Origin of the sequence: Streptomyces sp. XD-27 (assembly GCF_030553055.1) — a bacterium.
In the GTDB taxonomy this organism is placed as follows: Bacteria; Actinomycetota; Actinomycetes; order Streptomycetales; family Streptomycetaceae; genus Streptomyces.
Genome location: NZ_CP130713.1, coordinates 2,071,321 through 2,093,043, shown reverse-complemented (window position 1 = coordinate 2,093,043; position 21,723 = coordinate 2,071,321). Strand labels below are relative to the sequence as shown.

Below are 21,723 nucleotides of genomic sequence, written 5' to 3'. Positions count from 1 at the left end.
GCGAGAGCGAGTGGCCTGAGCGCGTCAGGGCCAGTCGGTCAGATCCCTCTCGATCCGGGAGAGCTACGAGGGGAGGGCTTCGATCCGGTTGACGAAGGCCGTCCAGACCTTCGCAGGAAAGAATAGGAAGCAGAGGTCGAGATGGGCAACCCTGAGAGCAGAAAGAATCGGAAGTAAATTGAACTAAAAGGCAAGAAGTGGGCTGTGTCTGTCCCAGTGAGGGCAGCCTTGGTAGCTTGCTTCCTGTCGTTGCTTCCTGTTGCGTCGAGCGGAGACTTCGCCATGACTCGCGACCCCGAAAAGTGGGCTGTGCTCGGCCGGGCGATCCGGGATGACCGCGACCGTCGGCACCTCACCCGTGAACAGCTGGCTGACCTCGTCGAACAGCGCGGCGGCAAGGTCACCCCGCGCAGCATCGCCAACCTGGAATACGGTGTCGTCCCGAAGAGGCGTGACAAGCCGCCGTCTCTGGAGCTGGCCGTGGCCGCGCTGGGCTGGCGCCCCGGGTGGGCGGACCGCATTCTGGCCGGCGAAGATCCTGCCGTGGTCCTCGACAGTGGACCGGACGTGGCCGGAGTCGACAGCGAAGGTCGCCGCTTCCTGGCCGAGGCCAAGCGCTCCGCGCCGGATCGCTCAGACATCCTGGAGGCCCTGCCGGTGGTCTATCAATTCGGTCGTGACGTCGTCGCTCTCGGCGGTGACCCGCGCGCCCGGGACGCCTACGAGCGGGCCGTACAGGACCTCCTGGGGTCGCTGCCCAGCGGTGCCGGCGGTGGCCGTTCCGAGCGGCGCTATGCCCTCGCCGCATACCGCCCGCATGCCGAGGGGGAAGGGCCGGCGGCCGACGATGCGGCACGGATTCTGGATGCCATGGACGAGGACTGACACCACGCGCTGCGACGTACAGAGCCGCCCCGCACTCACCGTGCGGGGCGGCCTTTCTGTCCGTTGACCTGTGCGTTTCCCGTACTCCCTGAGGGGGTTCTGAGGGAGTACGGGAGCTGAGGGAGGTCTGAGGGGGGACCGTACGGGAAGGCGGCGTGAGCCGCTGAAAGATGCTGGGAGGGGTTCCGTTGCAGGTCAGAGCCTCAACGTGATCGCCGTCCGAGGTGCGTGCCCCCTCGGTGGACAGAACCCGGCGTACAGGCCGACTCGTCCGCCGCCTCCTGGGGTGATCGCCAGAGGTGATCACCTCGGGCCCGTGACCAGCACGGTTACGCCTTTCCGGCGTTCAGGATCCGGAACGATAGAGGCCGCTGATGCTCAGATCTCCACGCAAGCGCAGATCTCCCAGCCGTCGATAATCACGCAAATGCACACGCCGACGCTCTGTGTGCTGGTCCGATACGTGCCCGGGCGAGCCACGGTGAACCGAGCGTTGAACTCGACGCTCTCGCTGCCGGATTGGCTCATCTTCTCAGGGGCAGCTCGCAGGACCTGCCCGAGGAGCGCCCGCGCAAAGGAGTCCGGGGTGTGAACCTCCTTGAACGCGTCGACGAAGCTCGCATCGGCGTCATTGGCCATCGTTCGACCTTCCTCTCATCTCCTTGCTTGGCGGGCTACGCCCTTCACCTTGTCCACCCTGCGATGCCGCGAGAGGTCGGGCACGTCGAGCAAGGCAGAGATCGGCCAAACGGGGTGGAATGAGCGGCTCTGACGAGAGCAGAGGAGCCGTGGACGTCCTCCGTTGCGCAGCCCAGGGGGGCTGATCGCGCTGATCGTCCGGGAGGCGGTGGCTCAGTTCAGGATGTGCAGCAGGAACCACACGGCGAACCCCGTCCACGCGACCGCGAACAGCGCGCGTCCCGGGCGTGTGTGCGTGCGGAGCCAGGCCCGTACGCGTTCCGAGAGCGTGTCTCCCGATGTCCCGTTGTTCAGCGCCCACACCTCGAAGACGACCCCGGCTACGAGGAGACCACCCCACACCGCATTCGCCAACTCCATCGCGGCACCTCCTGTCTCTCACAGGGTTCTACCCGCCGGGACGGCCGCCGTGTCCTCTGGTTCGCTGTGCCCGCGCCCTTGGGGCGCCATAGGGTGCGGGTATGACGGGGATGACGAGCATCGAGGGCGAGCGGAGCGGGCGGGCGGAACGTGAGTACGCGCCCGCCGCCGGCGCGCAGCCGTACTACGCCGAGGCGGCGGAGGCGCTGGCCGAGCAGTACGAGAGCGTGACGTTCGAGGACGTCCATGGCGAGGTGCGGCACCTGCTGCCCCACGCCCCGGCGCGGGTCGCCGACATCGGGTCGGGCACCGGCCGGGACGCGGCCGCGCTGGCCCGGCGCGGGTACGACGTCGTGGCCGTCGAGCCGGTCGCGGAACTGCGGCGGGTGGCACAGCGGCTGCACGCCGAGGAGCCGATCGCGTGGCTGGAGGATTCCCTGCCGGGGCTGGCCCGTCTCTCGGGGCCCTTCGACCTGATCCTCCTCTCTGCGGTGTGGATGCACATGGACCAGCGCGAGCGTGGCGATGCCATGCCGCGGCTGTGCGAACTGCTGGCCCCGGGCGGCCGTTTGGTCGTCTCCTTGCGGCACGGTCCGCCGCCCGAGGGTCGGCGGATGTTCGACGTGCCCGCCGACGAGACCACCGCGCTCGCAGAACGCCACGGGCTGCGCACGGTCTACGTCGGCCATGGTCCCGACCACCTCGGCCGGGGCGACGTGCACTGGACCGAGCTGGTCCTCGAGCGGCCGGCATAGCGGCGGGGCAAACGGATGCTCCCTCTCGGCGGACCGAGAGGGAGCGGCTGTACGGGATGTGATGGCGGCTCAGCTCGACGCGTCGGCCGGGCGAGGCGTGTGCGGGGCGGCGTAGCCGCTGAGGAAGGTGATCAGCGGCGGCGCGACGAGGGTGATGGCGTACTGGAGCGCCGAGGGCAGCGAACCCATCAGCTCCGCGTCGCCGACGGTCGCGTTCAGCAGGGTGACGGCGGCGCCGGCGGCGAGACCGCCGAGCGTTGCCCATGTGACCTTGCGCTCCACCTTGTTGGCCATGGAGGGACCTCCCTACTGGGACGGGATCGGTTGGGGGGCCGTGACGTGTGCGGTGAGCTGCCGGAGGCGTCGCGAAGCCTGGCCGGCGCAGGCGTCGCCGCGCCGGGACAGGGTGGGGGAATCGCATGCGAACCGCGCGTCGTAGCACGTCAGTTGCCGTGTCAGGGGTATACCCGGCTGCGCTGCGGCTGGAACGGCCCCGTTCGCGGGAACTGACCGGGGAACCAGCGGGGTGCGAAGGGCCACGCGGGGCTGGTCAGCGGAGCGTCTTCAAGGCCGTTCTCGCCGCGGTCAGCGCGCCCTCGCGGATCACGTCCGCGTCCGGCGCCTTGCCCGACTCGAAGTCGCTGCCGCTGTACGTGACCGTCACCACCGCGTTGCTTACGCGAACGACGACGACCGCCTCGCGCGTCCGCTGCCCGTCGTCGGTGGTGACGCGCTCGCTGACGGTCGCGGTGTCGCCCAGCCCCGGGACCGGCTCGCCGCCGTCGTCCTCGCGGCCGTCGCCCTCGCTGCCCCCGCCGCTTGCGCTGTCGCCCTGCGGCCTGATGTCGTACGTGACGTCCAGCCAGCGGTAGTCGTAGCCGTGCAGCGCATGCCAGGAGCAGCCGGTGCGGCGGCGGGCGTCGGTGGTCTTCAGGAGGGAGCCGCCCGGCTTGGCCCCCGGTACGAGTTGCTTGACGGTGCCCGCCGGGATCGCCGTGCAGGGCGCGCCGGGCGGAGCGGTCCAGCGGGCCTTCGGCGCGGGCTCGCCGACCGAGGGGCGCGGCGGCGAGGCGGGGGCTCGTGGTGCGTGTCGGAGTGGCTGTCGGTGGTCATGGCCAGAGCGGCGGTGACCAGGACGGCGACGGGCAGCAGCCGGGCGCCCAGCGTGAGCGGCAGAGATCGCACGGCGGTCTCTCTTCGATCGTGAGGAGAACGGCGAGAGGATGACCATGCCATATGAAGAAGGCCGGGAACAGGGCAGCCCCTGGGACACCGTCGACCGGCTCGTCGCCTGGCTGGACGGCAGCAGCTCCGCCCCGCCGGAGCAGGAGCGGCTGCTGCGCCTGATGAAGGTGTCCGAGGAGGTGGGGGAGGTGGCCCAGGCCGTGATCGGGGTGACCGGTCAGAACCCCCGCAAAGGGGTCACGCACTCCTGGGACGACGTCCACGCCGAGCTGTGCGACGTCATCGTCACGGCGATGGTCGCCCTGGCGTCCCTCACCCCGGAGGCACGCCAGGTCTTCGCCGCCCATCTGCGGCGCGTCGCCGAGCGCTGCTAGGGGATGCGCGTCCCGGCGCCGGTGACCGTGACCCGCGGGTCGTCGGCTCGCAGCCCCACCTCCAGCAGGCCCGGCCGCCCGAGGTCGTGGCCCTGGTGGAGGGTCAGCGTGACCGGCGCGGTGACCAGCCCCAGCTCCCGGGCGTACGCGCCGAACGCGGCGGCCGCGGCGCCCGTCGCCGGGTCCTCCACGACCCCGCCGACCGGGAACGGGTCCCGGACATGGAAGACGGTCTCCGACTCACGCCACACCAGCTGAACCGTCGTCAGGTCCAGGGCGCGCATCAGCGCCGCCAGCCGGTCGAAGTCGTAGTCCAGATCGGCCAGCCGCTCGCGGGTGGCGGCGGCGAGCACCAGGTGCCGGGCGCCCGCGTAGGCGATGCGCGGCGGCAGCGCCGGGTCAAGGTCGGCGGCGGGCCAGCGCAGGGCCGCCAGGGCCTCGGTGACCTCGGCCTCGGCGACCGGCTCCACATGCGGTTCGACGCTGGTCAGCGTGGCCCGCAGGACACCGTCGGACGCGCGTACCGCCACCGGGACCGTGCCCGCCCGCGTGGCGAAGACGAAGTCGCCGGGGCCCACGCGCTCCGCCAGCGCGACGGCCGTGGCGACCGTGGCGTGCCCGCAGAACGAGACCTCCGCGAGCGGACTGAAGAAGCGGAGGGTGTACGCCCGGCCGGGTTCGCCGAGGCCCTCGGGGCGGCGCTGAGGAAGGCCGATTCGGAGTAGCCGACGTCGGCGGCTATCGCCAGCCGCGTGTCGTCGTCCAGCGCGCCCGCGTCCAGCACGATGCCGGCCGGGTTGCCGCCGGCGGGGTCGGTGGAGAAGGCGGTGTACCGCAGTACCTCGGTGGTGTGGTCCGTCGTCATGATCACCCCAACGGGTCGCCGGTCGATCGTTATTCCCCGACGGTTCGCCACCCGTTCGCCCCCCACGAGGCGACCGCCCGCCCTCAGTCCCGACCCCTCGGCGCAGCCCCCTCAGCCCCGCCCGATGTACGGCATCGTCGTCGCCATCACCGTCGCGAACTGCACGTTCGCCTCCAGCGGCAGCGACGCCATATGGCGGACCGTGCGTGCCACGTCCGCCACGTCCATCACCGGCTCCGCCGCGATCCGCCCGTCGGCCTGGAGGGCGCCCGTGCTCATCCTCTCCGTCATGTCCGTCGCCGCGTTGCCGATGTCGATCTGTCCGCAGGCGATGCCGTACGCGCGGCCGTCCAGCGACAGCGACTTCGTCAGGCCCGTCACCGCGTGCTTCGTCGCCGTGTACGCGATGCTGTGCGGCCGGGGCGCATGGGCGGAGACGGAGCCGTTGTTGATGATGCGCCCGCCCCGTGGATCCTGGGCCCGCATCATCCGGAACGCGGCCTGCGCGCACAGGAACGCCCCGGTGAGGTTGGTGTCGACCACCGCCTGCCAGTCCTCGTACGCCAGCTCCTCCACCGGGACCCGCGGCCCGAAGCCGCCCGCGTTGTTGAACAGCAGGTCCAGGCGGCCGAAGCGGTCCCGTACCGCGGCGAACAGCGCGTCCACCTCGGCGGGCCGGGCGACGTCCGCCGGTACCGGCAGCGCGCCCGCGCCCGCCAGCCGCGCGGTCTCGGCGAGCGGTTCCGCCCGGCGGCCGGCCAGCGCCACGGACCAGCCCGCCTCGGCGAGTTCCACGGCCACCGCCCGGCCGATCCCCGAGCCCGCGCCGGTCACGACCGCGACCTTCGACAAAATGTTGACCTGGCTCATGAGGCGGCAGCGTACGCGATGGGGTGCACGCGCGTCGCCGCGTCTGCATGTGCGTCGTCATGTGTGGCCGCGCGTCGTCGCGTGTGCCCGTGCGGCGCTGCGCGGGCGCGCGGGTCGCCTCCTCGTCGGCGGATTGCGCCGAATGCCCTTTGCGGATGCACAGCTCACCTCCGTGACATATCTGTGTCGTGCACGGGTCAATACTTCGCCGCTCCTCTCCACTCCAATTCCCCTGTCACCTCACGTCAGGGGAAGGCCACATGGGACAGATGGCACACCAAGCCGACCAGCACGCCGCGCACCACCTGGGGGCACCCTCGGACGAAGTTCGGGGGAAGATCAGGGCCGCCGCCGCCCGCCTGGGCCGCCGGCGTTTCCTGACCGCCACCTCAGCCGCCGCCGCACTCGCCTTCACCACCAACCTGCCGCAGGCGCACGCCGCCGAAGTGCCTCCGCGCGCCCTCGCCGAGAACCCGTTCACGCTCGGCGTGGCCTCGGGCGACCCCCTCCCGGACTCCGTGGTCCTGTGGACGCGGCTCGCCCCCCGCCCGTACGAGCCGGGCAACGGGCTGCCGCCCGCCGGCCTGGTGCGCGTGACCTGGGAGCTGGCGCACGACGAGCGGTTCGCCCGGGTCGCCCGCCGGGGCACCGCCCTGGCCCACGCCGAGTTCGACTGGACCGTCCACGTCGAGGCGGGCGGCCTCGCCCCCGACCGCGTCTACTGGTACCGGTTCCGCGCGGGCACCTGGGTCAGCCCGGTCGGCCGCACCCGCACCACGCCCGCACGCGGCATCCGCGTCGCCGAGGCCCGCTTCGGCCTGGCCTCCTGCCAGGCGTACCACGACGGCTACTACACCGCGCTCGGCCACCTCGCCAACGAGGACCTGGACGCCGTCTTCCACGTCGGCGACTACCAGTACGAGTACGCGGTCGACGCCGCCGGCGGGGCCCGCCGCTACACCGACCACGCGCTGCCCGACCTGTTCAACCAGGAGACGGTCACCCTGGAGGACTACCGGCTGCGCTACGCCCTGTACAAGACCGACCCCGACCTCCAGGCCGCGCACGCCGCCTTCCCCTGGTACGTCACCTGGGACGACCACGAGACGGAGAACAACTACGCGGGCGGCACCGACGAGGACGGCAACCCGCCGGAGGAGTTCCTGATCCGCCGGGCCGCCGCCTACCGCGCGTACTGGGAGAACATGCCGCTGCGCATGCCGCAGCGCCCCTACGGCCCCGACATGCGGCTCTACCGCCGCTTCCACTACGGGCGGCTCGCGCAGCTCGACATCCTCGACACCCGGCAGTACCGCTCGGACCAGGCGTACGGCGACGGCTGGCAGTACCCGGGGCCGGAGTCGGAGGACCCGGCCCGCACGATGATCGGCGCCACCCAGGAGCGCTGGCTGCTGGACGGCTTCCGCCGCTCCACCGCCACCTGGAACGTGCTGCCGCAGCAGGTCGTCTTCTCCCGCCGCAAGAACACCACCGAGGCGCGCTCCAAGCTCAGCATGGACGCCTGGGACGGCTACCCGGCCTCCCGCGAGCGGATCCTGGCCGGCGCCGAGCAGGCGGGCGTGGCCAACCTCGTCGTCCTCACCGGCGACGTGCACGTCGGCTACGCCATGGACATCAAGCGGGACTTCGACGACCCGGCCTCGCGGACGGTCGGCGTGGAGTTCGTGGGCACGTCCGTCAGCAGTGGCAAGGACGGCGCCGACAAGCCCGCCAACTGGGCGACGTTCATGGCGGCCAACCCGCACCTGAAGTTCTACAACGGCCGCCGCGGCTACTGCGTGGTCAGCCTCGACGCCGAGCAGGCCCGCGCCGACTACAAGACCGTCTCGGCGGTGACCGTGCCGGGCGGCACGCTGAGCACCGCGGCGTCGTTCGCCACGGAGGCCGGGAACCCCGGGCTGCGGCAGGTCTGACGACCTCCGACCTCCGACGTCCCGGCGTCGACCGGCTGAGGTCGAGGTTGCGCCGGTCGGCCAGTGGGCTGAGAGCATGGGGCGGATCCCCCCTACGGACGGAGAGCTGCCCCATGCCGGAGACCGGCCACCCGACCACACCGGACGACATATCCGGGCCCGGTTCGCCGGGCCCGGACCTCGCCCCTGCCTCCGCCTCCGCCCCTGCCGCGCCGCGGGCCGCCACCCGCCGCACCGCCTGGCTCACCACGCTCGTCCTCGGCGGGCTCACCGCGCTGCCGCCGCTCTCCATGGACATGTACCTCCCGGCCCTGCCGGAGGTCACCGACGCGCTGCACAGCCCCGCCGCCACCATCCAGCTCACCCTCACCGCCTGCCTCGCGGGCATGGCCCTCGGCCAGCTGCTCGTCGGGCCCATGAGCGACAAGTGGGGGCGCCGCAGGCCGCTGCTGGCCGGGATGGTGATCTACGTCCTCGCCACCGCCGCGTGCGCCTTCGCGACCACGGCCGGACTCCTCGTCGGCTTCCGGATCGCCCAGGGCCTGGCCGGCGCGGCCGGGATCGTGATCGCGCGGGCCGTGGTCCGCGACCTGTACGACGGCGTCGCGATGGCCCGGTTCTTCTCCACCCTCATGCTGATCTCCGGCACCGCGCCGATCATCGCGCCGCTCATCGGCGGCCAGGTGCTGCGGATCACCGACTGGCGCGGCGTCTTCGTCGTCCTCACCGTCGTCGGAGCCCTGCTCACCGTGCTGGCCTGGCGGTGCCTCGACGAGACGCTGCCACCCGGGCGGCGGCAGAGCGGCGGCCTCGGGCCCACGCTGCGCACCATGCGCGGACTGCTCGCCGACCGGGTCTTCACCGGCTACATGCTGGCCGGCGGGTTCGCCTTCGCCGCGCTGTTCGCGTACGTCTCCGGGTCGGCGTTCGTCGTCCAGGAGATCTACGGCGCCTCGCCGCAGACGTTCAGCCTGCTCTTCGGCCTCAACTCGATCGGGCTGGTCGCCGTCGGACAGCTCAACGGCAAGGTCCTCGTCGGCCGCGTCAGCCCCGACAAGGTGATCGCCGTGGGCCTGACCGCCATCACCCTGGCGGCGGGCGTGCTGTTGGTGCTGGCCTCCGGGGTGTTCGGCAAGGCCAGTCTGGCGGGGATGGCCGCGGGGCTGTTCGCGCTGATGTCCGCGATGGGCCTGATCATGGCGAACACCAACGCGCAGGCGCTGCAGCGCGCCGGGCACGCCGCCGGATCGGGGTCCGCGCTGCTGGGCACCAGCTCCTTCCTCGTCGGCGCCGTCGCCTCGCCGCTGGTCGGGATCGCGGGCGAGCGGACGGCGGTGCCGATGACCATGGTCCAGCTGGGGTCCGCGCTCGCGGCGGTCGGGTGCTTCGTGGGACTGTGCCGCCCATGGCAGCGGACCGGGGAACGGGTGGACTGAGCGGGTCGGGTGAGCTTGGCCGGTTGGGCGAGCTCGTACGCGGCGTGGCCGCGGCCACCGAGGGCGAGCGGCCCTGGTGCGCGGGCGCCGTCGTGCTCGCCGGGCGCGGCGGCGACACGCTCGTCCACGAGGCCTTCGGCTGGGCGGTGCGCTATGCCTCGTACGACGAGGTCTGCGACCGGGGCGTGGAGCTGCCCCGCGAGCGGTGGGTGCCGGCGCGCCGCGACACGATCTTCGACCTGGCGTCGCTGACCAAGCTGTGCACCGCCGTGGTCGCGGTGTGGTGCGTCGAGCGCGGGACGCTGGAGCTGGACCGGCCCGTCGCCGCGTACGCCCCGGAGTTCACGGCCGCCGCCGAGCACGGGATCACGGTGCGGCAGCTGCTCACCCACACCTCGGGGCTGCGGCCCGAGCTGCCGCTGTACGAGTGCGCGGGGCGGGAGCGGATGCTGGAGCGGCTGCGCGCCGAGCCGCCGCTGAGCGCGCCGGGCGGCGCGCGGTGCTACTCGGATCTGAACCTGCTGGTGTTGCAGGAGATTCTGGAACGGATCACGGGGCGGCCGCTGGACGCGCTGGTACGGGACGTGGTCACCGGGCCGCTGGGGATGCGCGACACCTGCTTCCGGCCGCCCGCCGCGGTGCTGCCGCGCATCGCCGCGACGGAGGACCAGCGGCGGCCGTGGGCGAAGCTGGACCGCGGGATGCTGCGCGGGGTGGTGCACGACGAGAACGCGTACGCGCTGGGCGGGGTCGCCGGGCACGCCGGGCTGTTCGGCACCGCCGGGGACCTGGGCAGGTTGTGCGGGGCGCTGCTGGGCGGGGGCGCGTACGAGGGCGTACGGATCCTCGCCGCGGACTCGGTGGATCTGCTGCTGGCCGCGCCGGGGCTGGGCTTCGAGGTGGACCAGGGGTGGTTCATGGGGGAGCTGGCGGGGCGGGGTGCGGCGGGGCACACCGGGTTCACGGGGACGAGCCTGGTGCTGGACCGGGCGACGGGGGCTTTTGTGGTGCTGCTGGCGAATACGGTGCATCCGCGGCGGCGGGCGAGTGGCAGCGCACCGCGCGCGGCCGCGGCGACGGCGCTGGCCCGGGTGGTGCGGGCGGGGGCGGGTTGATCGCCGTTGTCGGGTGCCGGCGGCCGGGGCCTCCGGGGCGGGTCCTGGAGCGTCTATTTACGGCGCGTGCGCGGTGAAGTCGGCTTCTGGGTGCTTACGCCACAAATACACGGTGGCCTCCAGAACCTGCCCCTGCGCCCCCGCCGCCTCCCGTGATCGGGCCTCGCCGCCTCCCGTGATCGGCCGCGACACTCCTCCGTCGTGGTTGCTCTGCGGGCCCACTGCCGCTTGTGCCCGGTCGCGGCTCCGCGCCGTAGAATCGGTGCAATGCACGCCCCCGAAGCCGTAACCGCCGGTGACACCCTCCCCGTCGCGCTGGCGCAGCTCCTGGACGGTCTGCCTCCCAAACAGGCCGCGCAGGCCGTCGAGCGGCTGATCGCCAACTACCGGGGGCGGACGCCCACCGACGCACCCGTGCTGCGGGACCGGTCGGATGTGGCGGCGTACGCCGCGTATCGGATGCCCGCGACGTTCGAGGCCGTGCGGGCGGCGCTGGGTGCTTTCCGTCATGTGATGCCTGGGTTCACGCCCGCGTCGCACGTCGACGTCGGCGGGGGTACGGGCGCCGCGAGCTGGGCCGTGGCCGATGCCTGGCCGGGGGCGGACCGCACGACGGTGGTGCTCGACTGGGCCGAGGCCGCGTTGGAGCTTGGGAGGGAGCTGGCCGGGGGGTCCGGTGATGCCGCGCTGCGTGCTGCCGAGTGGCGGCGGGCCGTCATCGGGGCCGGGCTGCGGATCCCGGACGCCGAGCTGGTGACCGTCTCGTACGTCCTGGGTGAGCTCACCGAGGAGGGGCGGAGCGCGGTCGTGGCGGAGGCGGCGCGCGCGGCGTCGGCCGTGGTGGTCGTCGAGCCGGGGACGCCGGAGGGCTATCTGCGGATCCGCGAGGCCCGGGACCGGCTGGTGGCCGCCGGGCTGAGCGTGGTGGCCCCGTGTCCGCACAGCGGGACGTGCCCGATCGCGCCCGGGACCGACTGGTGCCACTTCGCGGCGCGGGTCAGCCGCTCCTCGCTGCACCGGCAGGTCAAGGGCGGGTCGCTGCCGTACGAGGATGAGAAGTTCAGTTACGTGGCGGCGGTGCGGGAGCCCGGCGGCGCGGCGGCCGCGCGGGTGGTGCGCAAGCCGCAGATCCGCAAGGGGCAGGTGCTGCTCGAACTGTGCACGGAGGGGGAGGGGTTGCGCCGGGAGACCGTCACGAAGCGGCACGGTCCGCTCTACCGTGCCGCCCGTGACACGGGCTGGGGCGACGCCTGGCCGCCCGAGGAGGGCTGATCGGGGCGTTCCCCGGTCAGTCCGACGGCCGGCCGGCCCGTGCTCCGGTCACCGCAGTTCCTGCGTACAGCACTTCACGCTGCCGCCGCCCTTGAGCAGTTCGCTCAGGTCCATGCCGATCGGCTCGTACCCCCGCTCCCGCAGCGGGCCGAACAGCCCCACCGCCGCCTGCGGCAGCAGCACATGGCGTCCGTCGCTGACCGCGTTGAGGCCGAGGGCCGCCGCGTCCGGCTCCTCGGCGATGATCGCGTCGGGGAAGAGCCGGGCGAGGACGGCCTGGCTTCCCTTGGAGAACGCCGGCGGGTAGTACATGACCTCGGTGTCGGTGGAGTCGTCCAGCACACACAGTGCCGTGTCCAGGTGGTAGTAGCGGGGGTCGACGAGGTCCAGGCCGATGACCGGCCGGCCGAAGAACTCCTGGGCCTCGGGATGGGAGAGCGGGCTGCTGCGGAAGCCGCGGCCGGCCAGCAGCCAGGAGGCGGTGACGGCGAAGTCGCCCTCGCCCTCGTTGATGTGCTCGGGCTCGTACACGTCCTCGTAGCCGTTGGCCCGGAACCAGGCGCGGTGCGCGGCGGCCTCGGCGGTCCGCTCGGAATGGGCGAACCGGGCGCCCAGCACCCGGCCCTCGACGACGGTGGCACCGTTCGCGGCGAACACCATGTCCGGGAGTTCCCGGTGGGGTTCGAGCTCCTCGACGGTGTGGCCCAGGTCGCGGTACCGGTCCCGCAGGTCCTCCCATTGGGCCAGGGCCAGCGGCAGGTCCACCGGCTTGGCCGGGTCCATCCAGGGGTTGATGGAGTAGGTGACCTTGAAGTGGGTCGGCGGACACATCAGATAGCGGCGCTCGGTGGCCCGGCGCGCAGCGTTGCGCAAGGACAACGATGGCTCCTCACGGTGGTGTTGACGCGTGTACGGGGTTGTCGTACACGGATCAAGTAGTCCACCCTGGCGCGGTGCTGTCCATGAACCTTACGGGTGATTTCCGCATGCTGAGACGATACGTGTCGGCTCGCGCCGGTAGATTGGGGCCATGGCCAACAAGACCGCCCCCGACGCCAGCCGCCGCAGCGAACGCTCCCGCCGCGCGATTCTCGACGCCGCCCTCGAACTCGTCGGCGAACTGGGCTATCCGAAGCTCACCATCGAGGCCATCGCCGCCCGGGCGGGCGTGGGCAAGCAGACGATCTACCGCTGGTGGCCCTCCAAGGCCGCGGTCCTGCTGGACGCCTTCGCCCCCGACGAGGACGCGGAAGCGGTCGGCGGGCACGAGCTGCCCGACACCGGCGACCTGGAGGCCGACCTCAAGCTGGTCCTGCGGGCCACCGTCGACGAGATGAACTCGCCCAAGTACGACCTGCCCGCCCGCGCGCTGACCGCCGAAGGCGTGGTCGACCCGGAGCTCGGCGCCGCGTTCGTCTCCCGCCTGCTGGAGCCGCAGCTCCAGCTGTACGTCACGCGGCTGCGCGCCGCCCAGGAGGCCGGGCAGGTCGCCCCGGACATCGACCCGCGGATCGCGCTTGAGCTGCTCGTCGGGCCGATCGCCCACCGCTGGCTGCTGCGCACCCTGCCGCTGAGCCACGAGCACGCCGACGCGGTCGTGGAGATGACGCTGCGCGGGCTGACCCCGCGCTGACGGGCGGGCGGGTCAGGGGCGGCCAGAGGTTCCGCTCACGGTCTCACCGGTGGCTCACCCGTGCACCGGAGTCCGCACCATGAGCCCCGGGGCATCCGTGATGACGCCCGTGCAGCCCAGCCGCAGCATCCGGTCGCGCTCCTTGACGGTGTTCACCGTATGCGCCCACACGCCCCTGATCCCGGACGTCACCGCCCGCCGTACCTCCGCGTCCGGCGCCCGGTAGTCCACGTCCAGCACGTCGACGTAGGCGCGCCAGTCGGCCGGGTCGTCGCCGCGCATCTGGGTGTGCGAGCGCCAAAGCTGGGTGAGCAGTCCCAGGTCGTGCGCCTTCCGGGCGAGACTCGGCTCGTTCGTGTTGATGTACACCGAGCGGGTCAGCCCCTGCTCCTTGATCATCCTGGCGAGGGCGGGCAGCCCGGCGGGGTCCTTGAGCTCCACGATCAGCTGGGTGTGCCCGCCGAACCGGTCCAGCACCCCCTCGACCGTGGGCGGCGGCTCCGGGTGCCAGGAGCCCGGCAGCGACGGGTCGGGCCGCAGCAGCACCTTGCGCCACTGCGCGAGGGTGAGATCCCTCACCGCGCCCGTCGCGTACGTGGTGCGGTCCAGCGTCGCGTCGTGGATCACCGCGAGCGTGCCGTCCTTGAGGACCCGGCTGTCGAGGTCGAGTACGTCGGCCTGCCCCCGCTCGAAGGTGGCGACCAGCCCGGACATGCTGTTCTCGGGCACCTCCAGGGCGCCGCCCCGGTGCGCCGTGTACGTGACCTTCGCGAGCCGCGCCGGGGAGGACGGCCTGGCCGCGCCGGTCCGCTCGGCGGGGGAGGTCGCGGCCGCCGTCACCGTGGACAGCGCGAAGGCCAGCATCGCCACCATGACAGATCTTGACGCCATAAGGGAACGCTAGACCGAAGCGCCGAGTTATGCGCGGTATGTACGGAAATGGGGCACCGTGGGCGAGGGGACGACGGACCCCGGATGCGGACACCGGCCACGCCGGGAGCAGGATGGTGGCAGCATTGATCGGGTAACCGGCGATATCGCGAGTCGGCCGTGAAACGAGGCGATAGATGGAACGCAAGGGCAGGTTCTCCCAGTGGCTGCGCCGCCCGAGGAGCGGAGCGGACGGCGAGTCGCGCACGGGCGCGGGCGCGGCAGGCGCGCGCGAGGACCTGCTCCTGGCCGCGGCGGCCGCCGGATTCCCGCTGGCACCGGCCGCCCACCCGGCCGGGTACGGCTGTTCGTGCGACCGCATCGGCTGTCCCACGCCCGCCCGGCACCCGATCTCCTTCGCCTGGCAGACCCAGGCGACCACCGACCCGCAGAAGGTCGCCCAGTGGGTGAGCGGCCAGCCCGAGGCGAACTTCATCACCGCCACCGGCATCACCCACGACGTGCTGGACGTGCCCGCCGACGCCGGGCGGATGGCCCTGGAGCGGCTGGGCGCGGCCGGTGTCGAGGTCGGTCCCGTCGCCACCAGCAGCGCCGATCTCCACGAGAGCCGGATGCTGTTCTTCACCGCCACGCGCGGCACCCCGGAGGACGAGGACGAGTGGTGGCCCTGTGAGCTGGACTGCCACCCCGAGACGATGGACGAGCACCCAGGGCTGCGCTGGCACTGCCGCGGCAGCTACGTGCTGATGCCGCCGGCCCGGCTGCCCGGCGAGGGGCGCGTGGCCTGGCTGCTGGGCCCCGAGCGGCCGCTGCCGGACCCGCTGACGCTGCTGGAGACGCTGACCGACTCGTGCGCCCAGTACGCGGGCGGCGCCGACCAGGAGCACGGCGCGGCCGCCTGGCCCATGGGCCGCTAGGGGCCATCCCTCCCGCCAGCGGACGCGTACGGTCCTCCTCCGAGCGGACGCGTACGGTCCTCCTCCGACGAGCGGACGCGTACGGCCCGGCGCACAGGGGTGCCGCCCGGCACTGGGCGGCGCCGGTCACTCGCCCTTCGCGGCCGTCACGCCCTCGAGCCGGTTGAGGAAGACCACCCGCCGGTCGGCGGCGTCCTCGGCCGGGACCCGTACCGCCGCCTCCGACACCCTCGTCAGCGTCAGCGCCTTCTTCGCCTCGCCGGTCATCAGCGCCTTCTCGTTCGGCGTCGGGTGCGGCCTTAGGCCCTTGGCCATCGTCTGCTTCTGCCGGTGGTGCGCGGTGAAGAAGACCAGCGCCCCGCCGTCCTCCAGGCGCAGCGCCACCGGGGCGTACCGCGCCTCCGCGGCCGGGGTGTCGATGTACTGCGTCCAGTACCTGGGCGTGTTCCGCTCCTTCTTGCGCTCCGCCCACAGGCCCGACGTCGGGCCGCCGTCGGCGAACGTCTTCCCCTTGCCGGTCATCAGGTAGTCCGCGTACGCCTTGCTCAGCCCGCCGGGGCCGACCGCCAGACGCGACGCCGCGCCGGCCGGGACCGCCCGCGCCCAGCCGTCCTCGTCGGTCGCGAACCGCGGCACCTCGTCCCGGCTGAGGATCGACAGGTACGCCACCCGCCACGGCTGGCCGGCGCCGTCCCGGGTGAACACCAGCAGCCACCGGGTGCCGGTCTGCACCGCCTCGCGGTTGCTGCGGGTGTCCGCCACGAAGAACTTCGGCCAGCCGACCTGCTTGGGCACCAGATAGCGGGCGTCGGTCAGCTCCAGCGCCGGGAAGCCCGGATTGCCCTCCGGCCTCAGCTTGTGCTGCGCCGTGAGGTCGGCGGTGTTGAGCGCGTGCAGCGGCCCGGTCTCGACCTGGTCCAGCAGCGCCGGGTCCAGCTCCCGGTACGCCTTGTTGTACGTGTCCAGGAACCGCTTGAGGGCGGCGGGCGCCTCAGCCTTGTCCACCGACGGGATGTTCTCCCGCTCGCCGTGCACCGTCACGCAGCCGGTCAGCGTCGGCGCCAGCATCAGCAGCGCCGCGGCTGCCAGCGTCATCAACTGCCGACGGGGCGACCTGCGTGTCATGGGGCTCCGGCTCCTTCGGGGCTGCTGCGGTCGGCGCAACCCTACCGGGGATGAGGAAGTAGGTGAGGGTGGGGACCAGGTACAGCGACCAGACCGCGATCTGCAACCAGGTGGGGTCCGGCTGGAAGTTGAAGACACCCTTGAGCAGCGTGCCGTACCAGCTGTCCGGCGGGATCGTGTCGCTGATGTCGAACGGCCTGGCGTACAGGCCCGGCAGGAACCGCGCCTCCTGGAGGTCGTGGAAGCCGTACGCGAGCACCCCCGCCGCCACCACGACCAGCATCCCGCCGGTCCAGGTGAAGAACTTCGCCAGGTTGATCCGCAGCGCGCCCCGGTAGAACAGCCAGCCCAGCAGCACCGCCGTCAGCAGCCCGAGCACCACCCCGACCAGCGGCTGGGTGCTGCCGCCGCTGCTGGCGTGCACCGCCGCCCACACGAACAGCGCCGTCTCCAGGCCCTCGCGGCCGACCGCCAGGAACGCCGTCGCCACCAGCGCGCCGGTGCCCATCGCGAGCGCCGCGTCCAGCTTGCCGTGCAGCTCCGCCTTCAGATGCCGCGCGGTGCGCCGCATCCAGAAGACCATCCACGTCACCAGGCCCACGGCGACGATCGACAGCGAGCCGCCGAGCGCCTCCTTCGCCTCGAACGTCAGCTCCTGCGAGCCGAACTCGAGCGCGGCGCCGAAGCCCAGGCTCACCGTGACCGCCACCGCGATGCCCAGCCAGATCGGCAGCAGCGCCTTGCGGCGTTCCGTCTTGACGAGATACGCGATCAGGATGCAGACGACGAGGCTGGCTTCCAGTCCCTCGCGCAGCCCGATCAGATAGTTACCGAACATCGGGTCCGACCTCCCTCAGGACAGCAGCGCCCGGCCCCACCAGTCGTCCTCGTCGCGGACGCCCGGCGGGACGGCGAACACGGCCGAACCCACATGCTGGATGTACTCGTTGAGCGCGTCGTTGCGCGCGAGCGACTGCTGTACGGGTACGAAGCCGTCCCGTACGTCCCGCTGGTACGCGAGGAAGAACAGCCCCGCGTCCAGTCGGCCGAGCCCGTCGGTGCCGTCCGTGAAGGAGTAGCCGCGGCGCAGGATCGTCGCCCCGCCGTTGCTGTCCGGGTGCGCCAGCCGGACGTGCGCGGTGGGCAGCATGGCCTTGAGGTGGGGCTCGTCGCGCTCGCGCTGCCGGCCCACCGGGGCGCCCTCGCCCTTGTTCCGGCCGAAGATGTCCTCCTGCTCCTGGAGCGAGGTGCGGTCCCAGGTCTCGATGTGCATCCGGATGCGCCGTGCGACCAGGTAGGAGCCGTCGACCATCCAGTCGGGGCCGTCCTTGGCCGAGACCCACACGTGCTTGTCCAGGGCGGCGGCGTCGGTGCCCGAGATGTTCCGGGTGCCGTCCTTGAACCCCATCATGTTGCGCGGGGTCTGGGCCTCCGGGGTCGTGGAGGAGGTCTTGCCGAAGCCCAGTTGCGACCAGCGGATCGCCACCTTGCCCATGCCGATCCGGGCCAGGTTGCGGATCGCGTGCACGGCGACCTGCGGGTCGTCGGCGCACGCCTGCACGCACAGGTCGCCGCCGCTGCGGGCGGCGTCGAGGTTGTCGCCGGGGAAGGCGGGCAGGTCGATCAGGGCCTCGGGCCGCCGCTTCTTCAACCCGAAGCGGTCCCGGCCCTTGGTGTCCTGGAAGAGGGTGGGGCCGAAGCCGACGGTGAGGGTGAGCCGGGAGGGCTTGAGGCCCAGCGCCTCCCCGGTGTCGTCCGGCGGCGCCTCGGCGAGCCCGCCGTACGCGCCCTCGCCGACCGCGTGGCCCGCCGTCATCCGGGCCGCGGCCTTCGTCCACTCCTTGAGCAGGGCGATCAGCTCGTCCCGGTCGTCGGTGGTGACGTCGAAGGCGGCGAAGTGCAGCCGGTCCTGGACGGGCGTGGCGATGCCGGCCTGGTGGCCGCCGTGGAACGCCACGGCGGCACCGGCCTCGGCCACGGGCTCGGCGTCGTCGCCGCCCTGGCGCACGGCGGCCACGGCACCGCCCGCGGCGGCGGCACCGAGCGCGAGCCCGGCGCCGCCCCAGCCGATCAGCGCGCGGCGCGACGGCCGCTGCCGCTCCGGACCCTGCTCGTCCGGAACCTGCTGCTCCGTCTGCTCTGCGGTCTCGTCGGTGGACATCAGCTGACCCCTCGCGGATGGCGCGGACTACTTCGCGGCGCGCGGCGCGACGGCCGCGGCGAGCTTGGACAGCGGTTCGGCCAGGGCGTTGACGGTGTCCGACAGCTTCTTGCGGTCCTTCTCGCCGACCTTGTCGTACGACACGAAGCCGTCGCCCTCGCGGTAGGTGCCGAGGTGCTTCCTCACGGCGGCGAACTGCTTGTCGAGCTCCTTGGCCAGCTCCGGGTCCCGCTCGGCGGCGACCGCCTTGAGCAGGGTGTACGACGTCTCGGCGCCCTCCACGTTGGCCTGGACGTCGACCAGGTCGGTGTGGCTGTAGCGCTCCTCCTCACCGGTGACCTTGCCGGTCTGCACCTCGTCGAGGAGCTCCTTCGCGCCGTTGGCCATGCCGGTGGGCGTCAGCTCCGCCTTGCCGACCCGCTTCTGCCAGTCCTCGAGGTCCGTCAGCAGCTGCTCGGCGAGCTTCTTGTCCTCAGCGGTGATCTTCTTCTCGACCCACAGGGACTTCTCCAGCCGGTGCCAGCCGGTCCACTTGGTGCCCTTCTCCACACCGTCCTCGCGGACGTCGACCTTCGGGTCGATGTCGCCGAAGGACTCGGCGACCGGCTCGGTGCGCTCCCAGCCGACGCGGGAGGGCGCGTACGCCTTCTTCGCGGCCTCCAGGTCGCCCTTGGCTATCGCGTCGGTGAACGTCTTCACCACCGGCATGGTCGCGTCGGCCTGCTCCTGCACGTAACGGCGGTACTCGGCCACGGCCTTGTCCAGCCGCGGGTCGCGCTTGGCGGCCGGGGCGCCCTTGCCGGACGCGGTGACCTTCTGCCGGATGCCGTCGCCCTTCATGCCCGGCTTGCAGGCGATCTCGTACGAACCGGCCTTCACCTCGGCGGTGATGGTGGCCTTGGTACCGGAGAGGATGTTCTCCCGCTCGGTCACGATCCGGTCGCCCGGGGCGTAGACGTACACCTCGGTGACCTTGGAGCCCTTGTTCTCGACCGCGAGCGTGACGTGCCCGGCGGGGAAGGTCTTCTTCGAGACCTCGCAGGCGTGGTCGGAGGCGGTCACCTTGATGGCGTCGGAGTCCTTGGCGTCGGACTTCTCCGCGCAGCCGGCGACGGCGGCGAGCGTTGCCGCCGCCGCGACGGCGGTGGCGACGGAGGAGCGTCGGGGGCGCATAAGGGCTCCAGGTGGTGCGTAGGGGCTTTCGGGCAGGCCGAAGGGCGCACTTAATTTAGCTGAGCCTCCCCTAAGTAGTTCCCGCTGGGGGCGTGATACACCTCTCAATCGACGGTTCCGTCGGCGGCTGCGGGCCGGTGCGGGAGGACGAGCGGGTCGCCGGTGCGCGGATGCCGCAGCACCTCGACCGGCTGTCGGTAGACGCGGGAGAGCAGTCGGGCGTCGAACACCTCGGTCGGGGCGCCCTCGGCCGCCACCCGCCCCTCGTGCAGGACCGCGACCCGGTCGGCGTACGCGGCGGCCAGCCCCAGGTCGTGCAGCACCACCACGACCGCGTCCCCGGCCGCCGCCCGTTCCCGGCAGATCCGCAGCACCAGCTCCTGGTGGCGCAGATCGAGCGCGGCGGTCGGCTCGTCCAGCAGCAGGAGCGCGGTGCGCTGCGCGAGGACGCGGGCGAGCGCGACCCGGGCCCGCTCGCCACCGGACAGGGCGGAGAACAGCCGGGCGGCGAACCCGGTGACCTCGGTGGCCGCCATGGCCGCGCGTACGGCGGGTTCGTCCTCGTCCTCACGCGGCGTGCCGGACCACGGCGCGCGCCCCATCCGCACCACGTCCTCGACCGTGAAGGGGAAGGAGAGTGCGGCCGACTGCGGCAGCACGGCCCGGCGCCGGGCCAGTTCGCGGGGCGGCCAGCCGGACACCGGGCGTCCGTCGATCCGTACCGTGCCCGAGGCGGCGGGCACATCGGCGGCGAGCGCGGCCAACAGCGTGGACTTGCCCGCCCCGTTCGGCCCGACGAGCGCGAGCACCTCGCCTGCGGCCACCGACAGCTCGACGCCGCACAGCACGGCGCGGCCCGCCAGCCGGACCTCCAGGCCGACGGCCTCGGCGACCACCGCGCCGGGGGCCGTCGGTCGCGGCAGCGCGGTCGTACGAGGGGCGAACAGCGTGCGGGGAGTCGGCACCGTCCTGGAGGAGAACAGCGTCCTGGAGAGCGGCCGTCTCATGCCCAACCTCCCTGCCTGCGCCGGGTCCTGCGCAGCAGCCAGAAGAAGAACGGACTGCCGACGAGCGCGGTCAGCACCCCGAGCGGCAGTTCGGCGGGCTGCGCCACCGTACGGGCCGTCAGGTCCGCCGCCAGCAGCACCAGCGCGCCGCCGAGCGCGCTGCCCGGGATGAGGAACCGGTGCCCGGGGCCCGCCGCCATCCGCAGCACGTGCGGCACCAGCAGTCCGACGAAGGTGACGACCCCGGCGACGGCGACGGCGGCGGCGGTCAGCAGCGCGACGAGGAGGACGACGCAGAGCCGGAGCCGTTCGACGTCGACGCCCAGGTGGCGTGCGGGCCGCTCGCCGAGCGCCAGCAGGTCGATGCGGCGGGCGAACAGCGGCGCGAGCAGCAACCCGGCCGCCGCGCACGGCAGTACCGCCAGCACCTTCGGCCAGGTGGCCTGCGCGAGCGAGCCGAGCTGCCAGAAGGTGATCTGGGTGAGCTGGGCGTTGTCGGCGAAGAACACCGAAAGCCCGATGAGCGCGCCCGCGAACGCGTTCACCGCGATCCCGGTGAGGATGAGCGTCACGACCTCGGTGCGGCCGTCCGACCGCGACAGCGCGTACACCACCGTGACGGTGACCAGCCCGGCGGTGAACGCGCAGGCGGTCACGGTCCAGTTGCCCAGGAAGTCCAGGCCGAGCGCGATCGAGCCGACCGCGCCGACGGCGGCGCCCGAGGAGATCCCGATGACCCCGGGTTCGGCGAGCGGATTGCCGAAGACGCCCTGCATGAGCGCTCCCGCGCAGCCCAGCGACGCGCCGACGAGCAGGGCGAGCACGACGCGCGGCAGCCGCACGTTCCACAGCACGCTCTCACCGACCCGGTCCAGCGCGGCGCCGCCGAGCCCGGCGCGGTGGCGGAGCGAGCCCACGACGTCGCCGACGGGGATGTCGTAGGCGCCGATGCTCGTGGCGAGCACGGCGAGCACCACCAGGGCGGTGGCGAGTCCGGCGGCGAGCAGCGTGGCGCGGGCCCGCCGCATGCCCGCGACCACGGCGTCGGTCGGCGTGGGCGCGTCGC

General features: G+C 72.6%; 22 protein-coding genes and 1 pseudogene. 9 read left to right on the top strand and 14 right to left on the bottom strand.

The window, feature by feature from the left end; translation table 11 throughout:
- The first annotated feature begins 282 nt into the window (after positions 1-282).
- Positions 283-885, top strand: coding sequence for a hypothetical protein (locus Q3Y56_RS08960; protein WP_304461416.1), 603 nt, complete (start codon positions 283-285; stop codon positions 883-885).
- A 378-nt stretch (positions 886-1,263) separates the two neighbouring features.
- Here the strand turns inward: Q3Y56_RS08960 and Q3Y56_RS08955 are convergent, their stop codons facing one another.
- Together Q3Y56_RS08955 and Q3Y56_RS08950 are read right to left on the bottom strand one after the other, a co-directional pair.
- On the bottom strand, positions 1,264-1,524 hold the full coding sequence (locus Q3Y56_RS08955) for a hypothetical protein (RefSeq protein ID WP_304461415.1): 261 nt from the start codon (positions 1,522-1,524) through the stop codon (positions 1,264-1,266).
- 213 nt (positions 1,525-1,737) lie between these two features.
- Positions 1,738-1,944 (bottom strand): hypothetical protein, encoded by a 207-nt coding sequence (locus tag Q3Y56_RS08950; RefSeq protein WP_304461414.1) that lies wholly within the window; start codon positions 1,942-1,944, stop codon positions 1,738-1,740.
- Between the two features lie 110 nt (positions 1,945-2,054).
- Here Q3Y56_RS08950 and Q3Y56_RS08945 point away from each other — a divergent pair, with 110 nt between their 5' ends.
- The gene (locus Q3Y56_RS08945; RefSeq protein ID WP_304465530.1) at positions 2,055-2,699 is read left to right on the top strand and encodes a bifunctional 2-polyprenyl-6-hydroxyphenol methylase/3-demethylubiquinol 3-O-methyltransferase UbiG; all 645 of its coding nucleotides are present in this window, start codon (positions 2,055-2,057) and stop codon (positions 2,697-2,699) included.
- 69 nt (positions 2,700-2,768) lie between these two features.
- Here Q3Y56_RS08945 and Q3Y56_RS08940 read toward each other — a convergent pair whose 3' ends face one another.
- Positions 2,769-2,993: a holin gene (locus tag Q3Y56_RS08940; protein ID WP_304461413.1), complete on the bottom strand. Its 225-nt coding sequence runs from the start codon at positions 2,991-2,993 to the stop codon at positions 2,769-2,771.
- A 256-nt stretch (positions 2,994-3,249) separates the two neighbouring features.
- Positions 3,250-3,930 (bottom strand): hypothetical protein, encoded by a 681-nt coding sequence (locus Q3Y56_RS08935; protein ID WP_304461412.1) that lies wholly within the window; start codon positions 3,928-3,930, stop codon positions 3,250-3,252.
- On the opposite strand from Q3Y56_RS08935, the gene Q3Y56_RS08930 reads away from it, so the two are divergent.
- Positions 3,923-4,258 carry a MazG-like family protein gene (locus Q3Y56_RS08930; RefSeq protein WP_304461411.1) on the top strand — a complete coding sequence of 112 codons (336 nt, stop codon included), beginning with the start codon at positions 3,923-3,925 and terminating at the stop codon, positions 4,256-4,258. The genes Q3Y56_RS08935 and Q3Y56_RS08930 overlap by 8 nt on opposite strands.
- Here the strand turns inward: Q3Y56_RS08930 and Q3Y56_RS08925 are convergent.
- Together Q3Y56_RS08925 and Q3Y56_RS08920 are read right to left on the bottom strand one after the other, a co-directional pair.
- Positions 4,255-5,123: pseudogene (locus Q3Y56_RS08925) on the bottom strand (PhzF family phenazine biosynthesis protein). The gene Q3Y56_RS08930 and the pseudogene Q3Y56_RS08925 sit on opposite strands and share 4 nt — an antisense overlap.
- Positions 5,124-5,234: 111 nt before the next feature.
- Positions 5,235-5,993 (bottom strand): SDR family oxidoreductase, encoded by a 759-nt coding sequence (locus Q3Y56_RS08920; protein WP_304461410.1) that lies wholly within the window; start codon positions 5,991-5,993, stop codon positions 5,235-5,237.
- 269 nt (positions 5,994-6,262) lie between these two features.
- Between Q3Y56_RS08920 and Q3Y56_RS08915 the strand changes: the two genes are divergently transcribed.
- From Q3Y56_RS08915 to Q3Y56_RS08900, 4 genes are all read left to right on the top strand, one after another.
- Positions 6,263-7,927, top strand: coding sequence for an alkaline phosphatase (locus Q3Y56_RS08915; RefSeq protein ID WP_304465529.1), 1,665 nt, complete (start codon positions 6,263-6,265; stop codon positions 7,925-7,927).
- 113 nt (positions 7,928-8,040) lie between these two features.
- The gene (locus Q3Y56_RS08910) at positions 8,041-9,363 is read left to right on the top strand and encodes a multidrug effflux MFS transporter (RefSeq protein ID WP_304461409.1); all 1,323 of its coding nucleotides are present in this window, start codon (positions 8,041-8,043) and stop codon (positions 9,361-9,363) included.
- A 44-nt stretch (positions 9,364-9,407) separates the two neighbouring features.
- On the top strand, positions 9,408-10,478 hold the full coding sequence (locus tag Q3Y56_RS08905; RefSeq protein ID WP_304465528.1) for a serine hydrolase: 1,071 nt from the start codon (positions 9,408-9,410) through the stop codon (positions 10,476-10,478).
- Positions 10,479-10,745: 267 nt separating this feature from the next.
- A complete protein-coding gene (locus Q3Y56_RS08900) occupies positions 10,746-11,750 on the top strand; it encodes a small ribosomal subunit Rsm22 family protein (protein ID WP_304461408.1) in 1,005 nt (334 codons plus the stop codon).
- Between the two features lie 48 nt (positions 11,751-11,798).
- Here Q3Y56_RS08900 and ddaH read toward each other — a convergent pair whose 3' ends face one another.
- A complete protein-coding gene (gene ddaH / locus Q3Y56_RS08895) occupies positions 11,799-12,623 on the bottom strand; it encodes a dimethylargininase (RefSeq protein ID WP_369696722.1) in 825 nt (274 codons plus the stop codon).
- Positions 12,624-12,780: 157 nt separating this feature from the next.
- Between ddaH and Q3Y56_RS08890 the strand changes: the two genes are divergently transcribed.
- Positions 12,781-13,383, top strand: a complete 603-nt coding sequence (locus Q3Y56_RS08890; protein ID WP_304461407.1) for a TetR/AcrR family transcriptional regulator — start codon at positions 12,781-12,783, stop codon at positions 13,381-13,383.
- 54 nt (positions 13,384-13,437) lie between these two features.
- On the opposite strand, the gene Q3Y56_RS08885 is transcribed toward Q3Y56_RS08890, so the two are convergent.
- Positions 13,438-14,274, bottom strand: a complete 837-nt coding sequence (locus tag Q3Y56_RS08885; RefSeq protein WP_304461406.1) for a glycerophosphodiester phosphodiesterase — start codon at positions 14,272-14,274, stop codon at positions 13,438-13,440.
- A gap of 176 nt (positions 14,275-14,450) precedes the next feature.
- Between Q3Y56_RS08885 and Q3Y56_RS08880 the strand changes: the two genes are divergently transcribed.
- Complete coding sequence (locus Q3Y56_RS08880) at positions 14,451-15,191, top strand: bifunctional DNA primase/polymerase (RefSeq protein ID WP_304461405.1); 741 nt, start codon at positions 14,451-14,453, stop codon at positions 15,189-15,191.
- A 126-nt stretch (positions 15,192-15,317) separates the two neighbouring features.
- On the opposite strand, the gene Q3Y56_RS08875 is transcribed toward Q3Y56_RS08880, so the two are convergent.
- The 6 genes from Q3Y56_RS08875 to Q3Y56_RS08850 all read right to left on the bottom strand — a co-directional run bounded on the left by Q3Y56_RS08875 (position 15,318) and on the right by Q3Y56_RS08850 (position 21,685).
- Positions 15,318-16,259 (bottom strand): hypothetical protein, encoded by a 942-nt coding sequence (locus tag Q3Y56_RS08875; RefSeq protein WP_369696852.1) that lies wholly within the window; start codon positions 16,257-16,259, stop codon positions 15,318-15,320.
- Positions 16,183-17,154, bottom strand: a complete 972-nt coding sequence (gene efeU / locus Q3Y56_RS08870) for an iron uptake transporter permease EfeU (RefSeq protein ID WP_304461404.1) — start codon at positions 17,152-17,154, stop codon at positions 16,183-16,185. Before efeU ends, Q3Y56_RS08875 begins: the two co-directional genes overlap by 77 nt.
- Before the next feature lie 15 nt (positions 17,155-17,169).
- Positions 17,170-18,477, bottom strand: a complete 1,308-nt coding sequence (gene efeB, locus Q3Y56_RS08865) for an iron uptake transporter deferrochelatase/peroxidase subunit (RefSeq protein ID WP_304461403.1) — start codon at positions 18,475-18,477, stop codon at positions 17,170-17,172.
- Positions 18,478-18,504: 27 nt separating this feature from the next.
- On the bottom strand, positions 18,505-19,650 hold the full coding sequence (gene efeO / locus Q3Y56_RS08860; protein ID WP_304461402.1) for an iron uptake system protein EfeO: 1,146 nt from the start codon (positions 19,648-19,650) through the stop codon (positions 18,505-18,507).
- Between the two features lie 104 nt (positions 19,651-19,754).
- Positions 19,755-20,615, bottom strand: a complete 861-nt coding sequence (locus Q3Y56_RS08855) for a heme ABC transporter ATP-binding protein (protein WP_304465525.1) — start codon at positions 20,613-20,615, stop codon at positions 19,755-19,757.
- Positions 20,616-20,653: 38 nt separating this feature from the next.
- Entirely contained in the window at positions 20,654-21,685 is a 1,032-nt protein-coding gene (locus Q3Y56_RS08850) for an iron ABC transporter permease (protein ID WP_304465524.1), read from the bottom strand.
- Positions 21,686-21,723 lie beyond the last annotated feature (38 nt).

Excerpts from the sequence above, each read along its gene's own strand:
- Q3Y56_RS08930 (WP_304461411.1), top strand. The coding sequence starts at position 3,923 with ATGACCATGCCATATGAAGAAGGCCGGGAACAGGGCAGCCCCTGGGAC.
- efeB (WP_304461403.1), bottom strand. The coding sequence starts at position 18,477 with ATGTCCACCGACGAGACCGCAGAGCAGACGGAGCAGCAGGTTCCGGAC.
- Q3Y56_RS08950 (WP_304461414.1), bottom strand. The coding sequence starts at position 1,944 with ATGGAGTTGGCGAATGCGGTGTGGGGTGGTCTCCTCGTAGCCGGGGTC.
- Q3Y56_RS08920 (WP_304461410.1), bottom strand. The coding sequence starts at position 5,993 with ATGAGCCAGGTCAACATTTTGTCGAAGGTCGCGGTCGTGACCGGCGCG.
- Q3Y56_RS08940 (WP_304461413.1), bottom strand. The coding sequence starts at position 2,993 with ATGGCCAACAAGGTGGAGCGCAAGGTCACATGGGCAACGCTCGGCGGT.
- Q3Y56_RS08945 (WP_304465530.1), top strand. The coding sequence starts at position 2,055 with ATGACGAGCATCGAGGGCGAGCGGAGCGGGCGGGCGGAACGTGAGTAC.
- Q3Y56_RS08955 (WP_304461415.1), bottom strand. The coding sequence starts at position 1,524 with ATGGCCAATGACGCCGATGCGAGCTTCGTCGACGCGTTCAAGGAGGTT.
- Q3Y56_RS08880 (WP_304461405.1), top strand. The coding sequence starts at position 14,451 with ATGGAACGCAAGGGCAGGTTCTCCCAGTGGCTGCGCCGCCCGAGGAGC.
- efeU (WP_304461404.1), bottom strand. The coding sequence starts at position 17,154 with ATGTTCGGTAACTATCTGATCGGGCTGCGCGAGGGACTGGAAGCCAGC.
- Q3Y56_RS08885 (WP_304461406.1), bottom strand. The coding sequence starts at position 14,274 with ATGGCGTCAAGATCTGTCATGGTGGCGATGCTGGCCTTCGCGCTGTCC.
- Q3Y56_RS08910 (WP_304461409.1), top strand. The coding sequence starts at position 8,041 with ATGCCGGAGACCGGCCACCCGACCACACCGGACGACATATCCGGGCCC.
- Q3Y56_RS08960 (WP_304461416.1), top strand. The coding sequence starts at position 283 with ATGACTCGCGACCCCGAAAAGTGGGCTGTGCTCGGCCGGGCGATCCGG.
- Q3Y56_RS08915 (WP_304465529.1), top strand. The coding sequence starts at position 6,263 with ATGGCACACCAAGCCGACCAGCACGCCGCGCACCACCTGGGGGCACCC.
- Q3Y56_RS08935 (WP_304461412.1), bottom strand. The coding sequence starts at position 3,930 with ATGGTCATCCTCTCGCCGTTCTCCTCACGATCGAAGAGAGACCGCCGT.
- Q3Y56_RS08850 (WP_304465524.1), bottom strand. The coding sequence starts at position 21,685 with ATGCGGCGGGCCCGCGCCACGCTGCTCGCCGCCGGACTCGCCACCGCC.
- Q3Y56_RS08900 (WP_304461408.1), top strand. The coding sequence starts at position 10,746 with ATGCACGCCCCCGAAGCCGTAACCGCCGGTGACACCCTCCCCGTCGCG.
- Q3Y56_RS08890 (WP_304461407.1), top strand. The coding sequence starts at position 12,781 with ATGGCCAACAAGACCGCCCCCGACGCCAGCCGCCGCAGCGAACGCTCC.
- efeO (WP_304461402.1), bottom strand. The coding sequence starts at position 19,650 with ATGCGCCCCCGACGCTCCTCCGTCGCCACCGCCGTCGCGGCGGCGGCA.
- Q3Y56_RS08875 (WP_369696852.1), bottom strand. The coding sequence starts at position 16,259 with ATGCTGGCGCCGACGCTGACCGGCTGCGTGACGGTGCACGGCGAGCGG.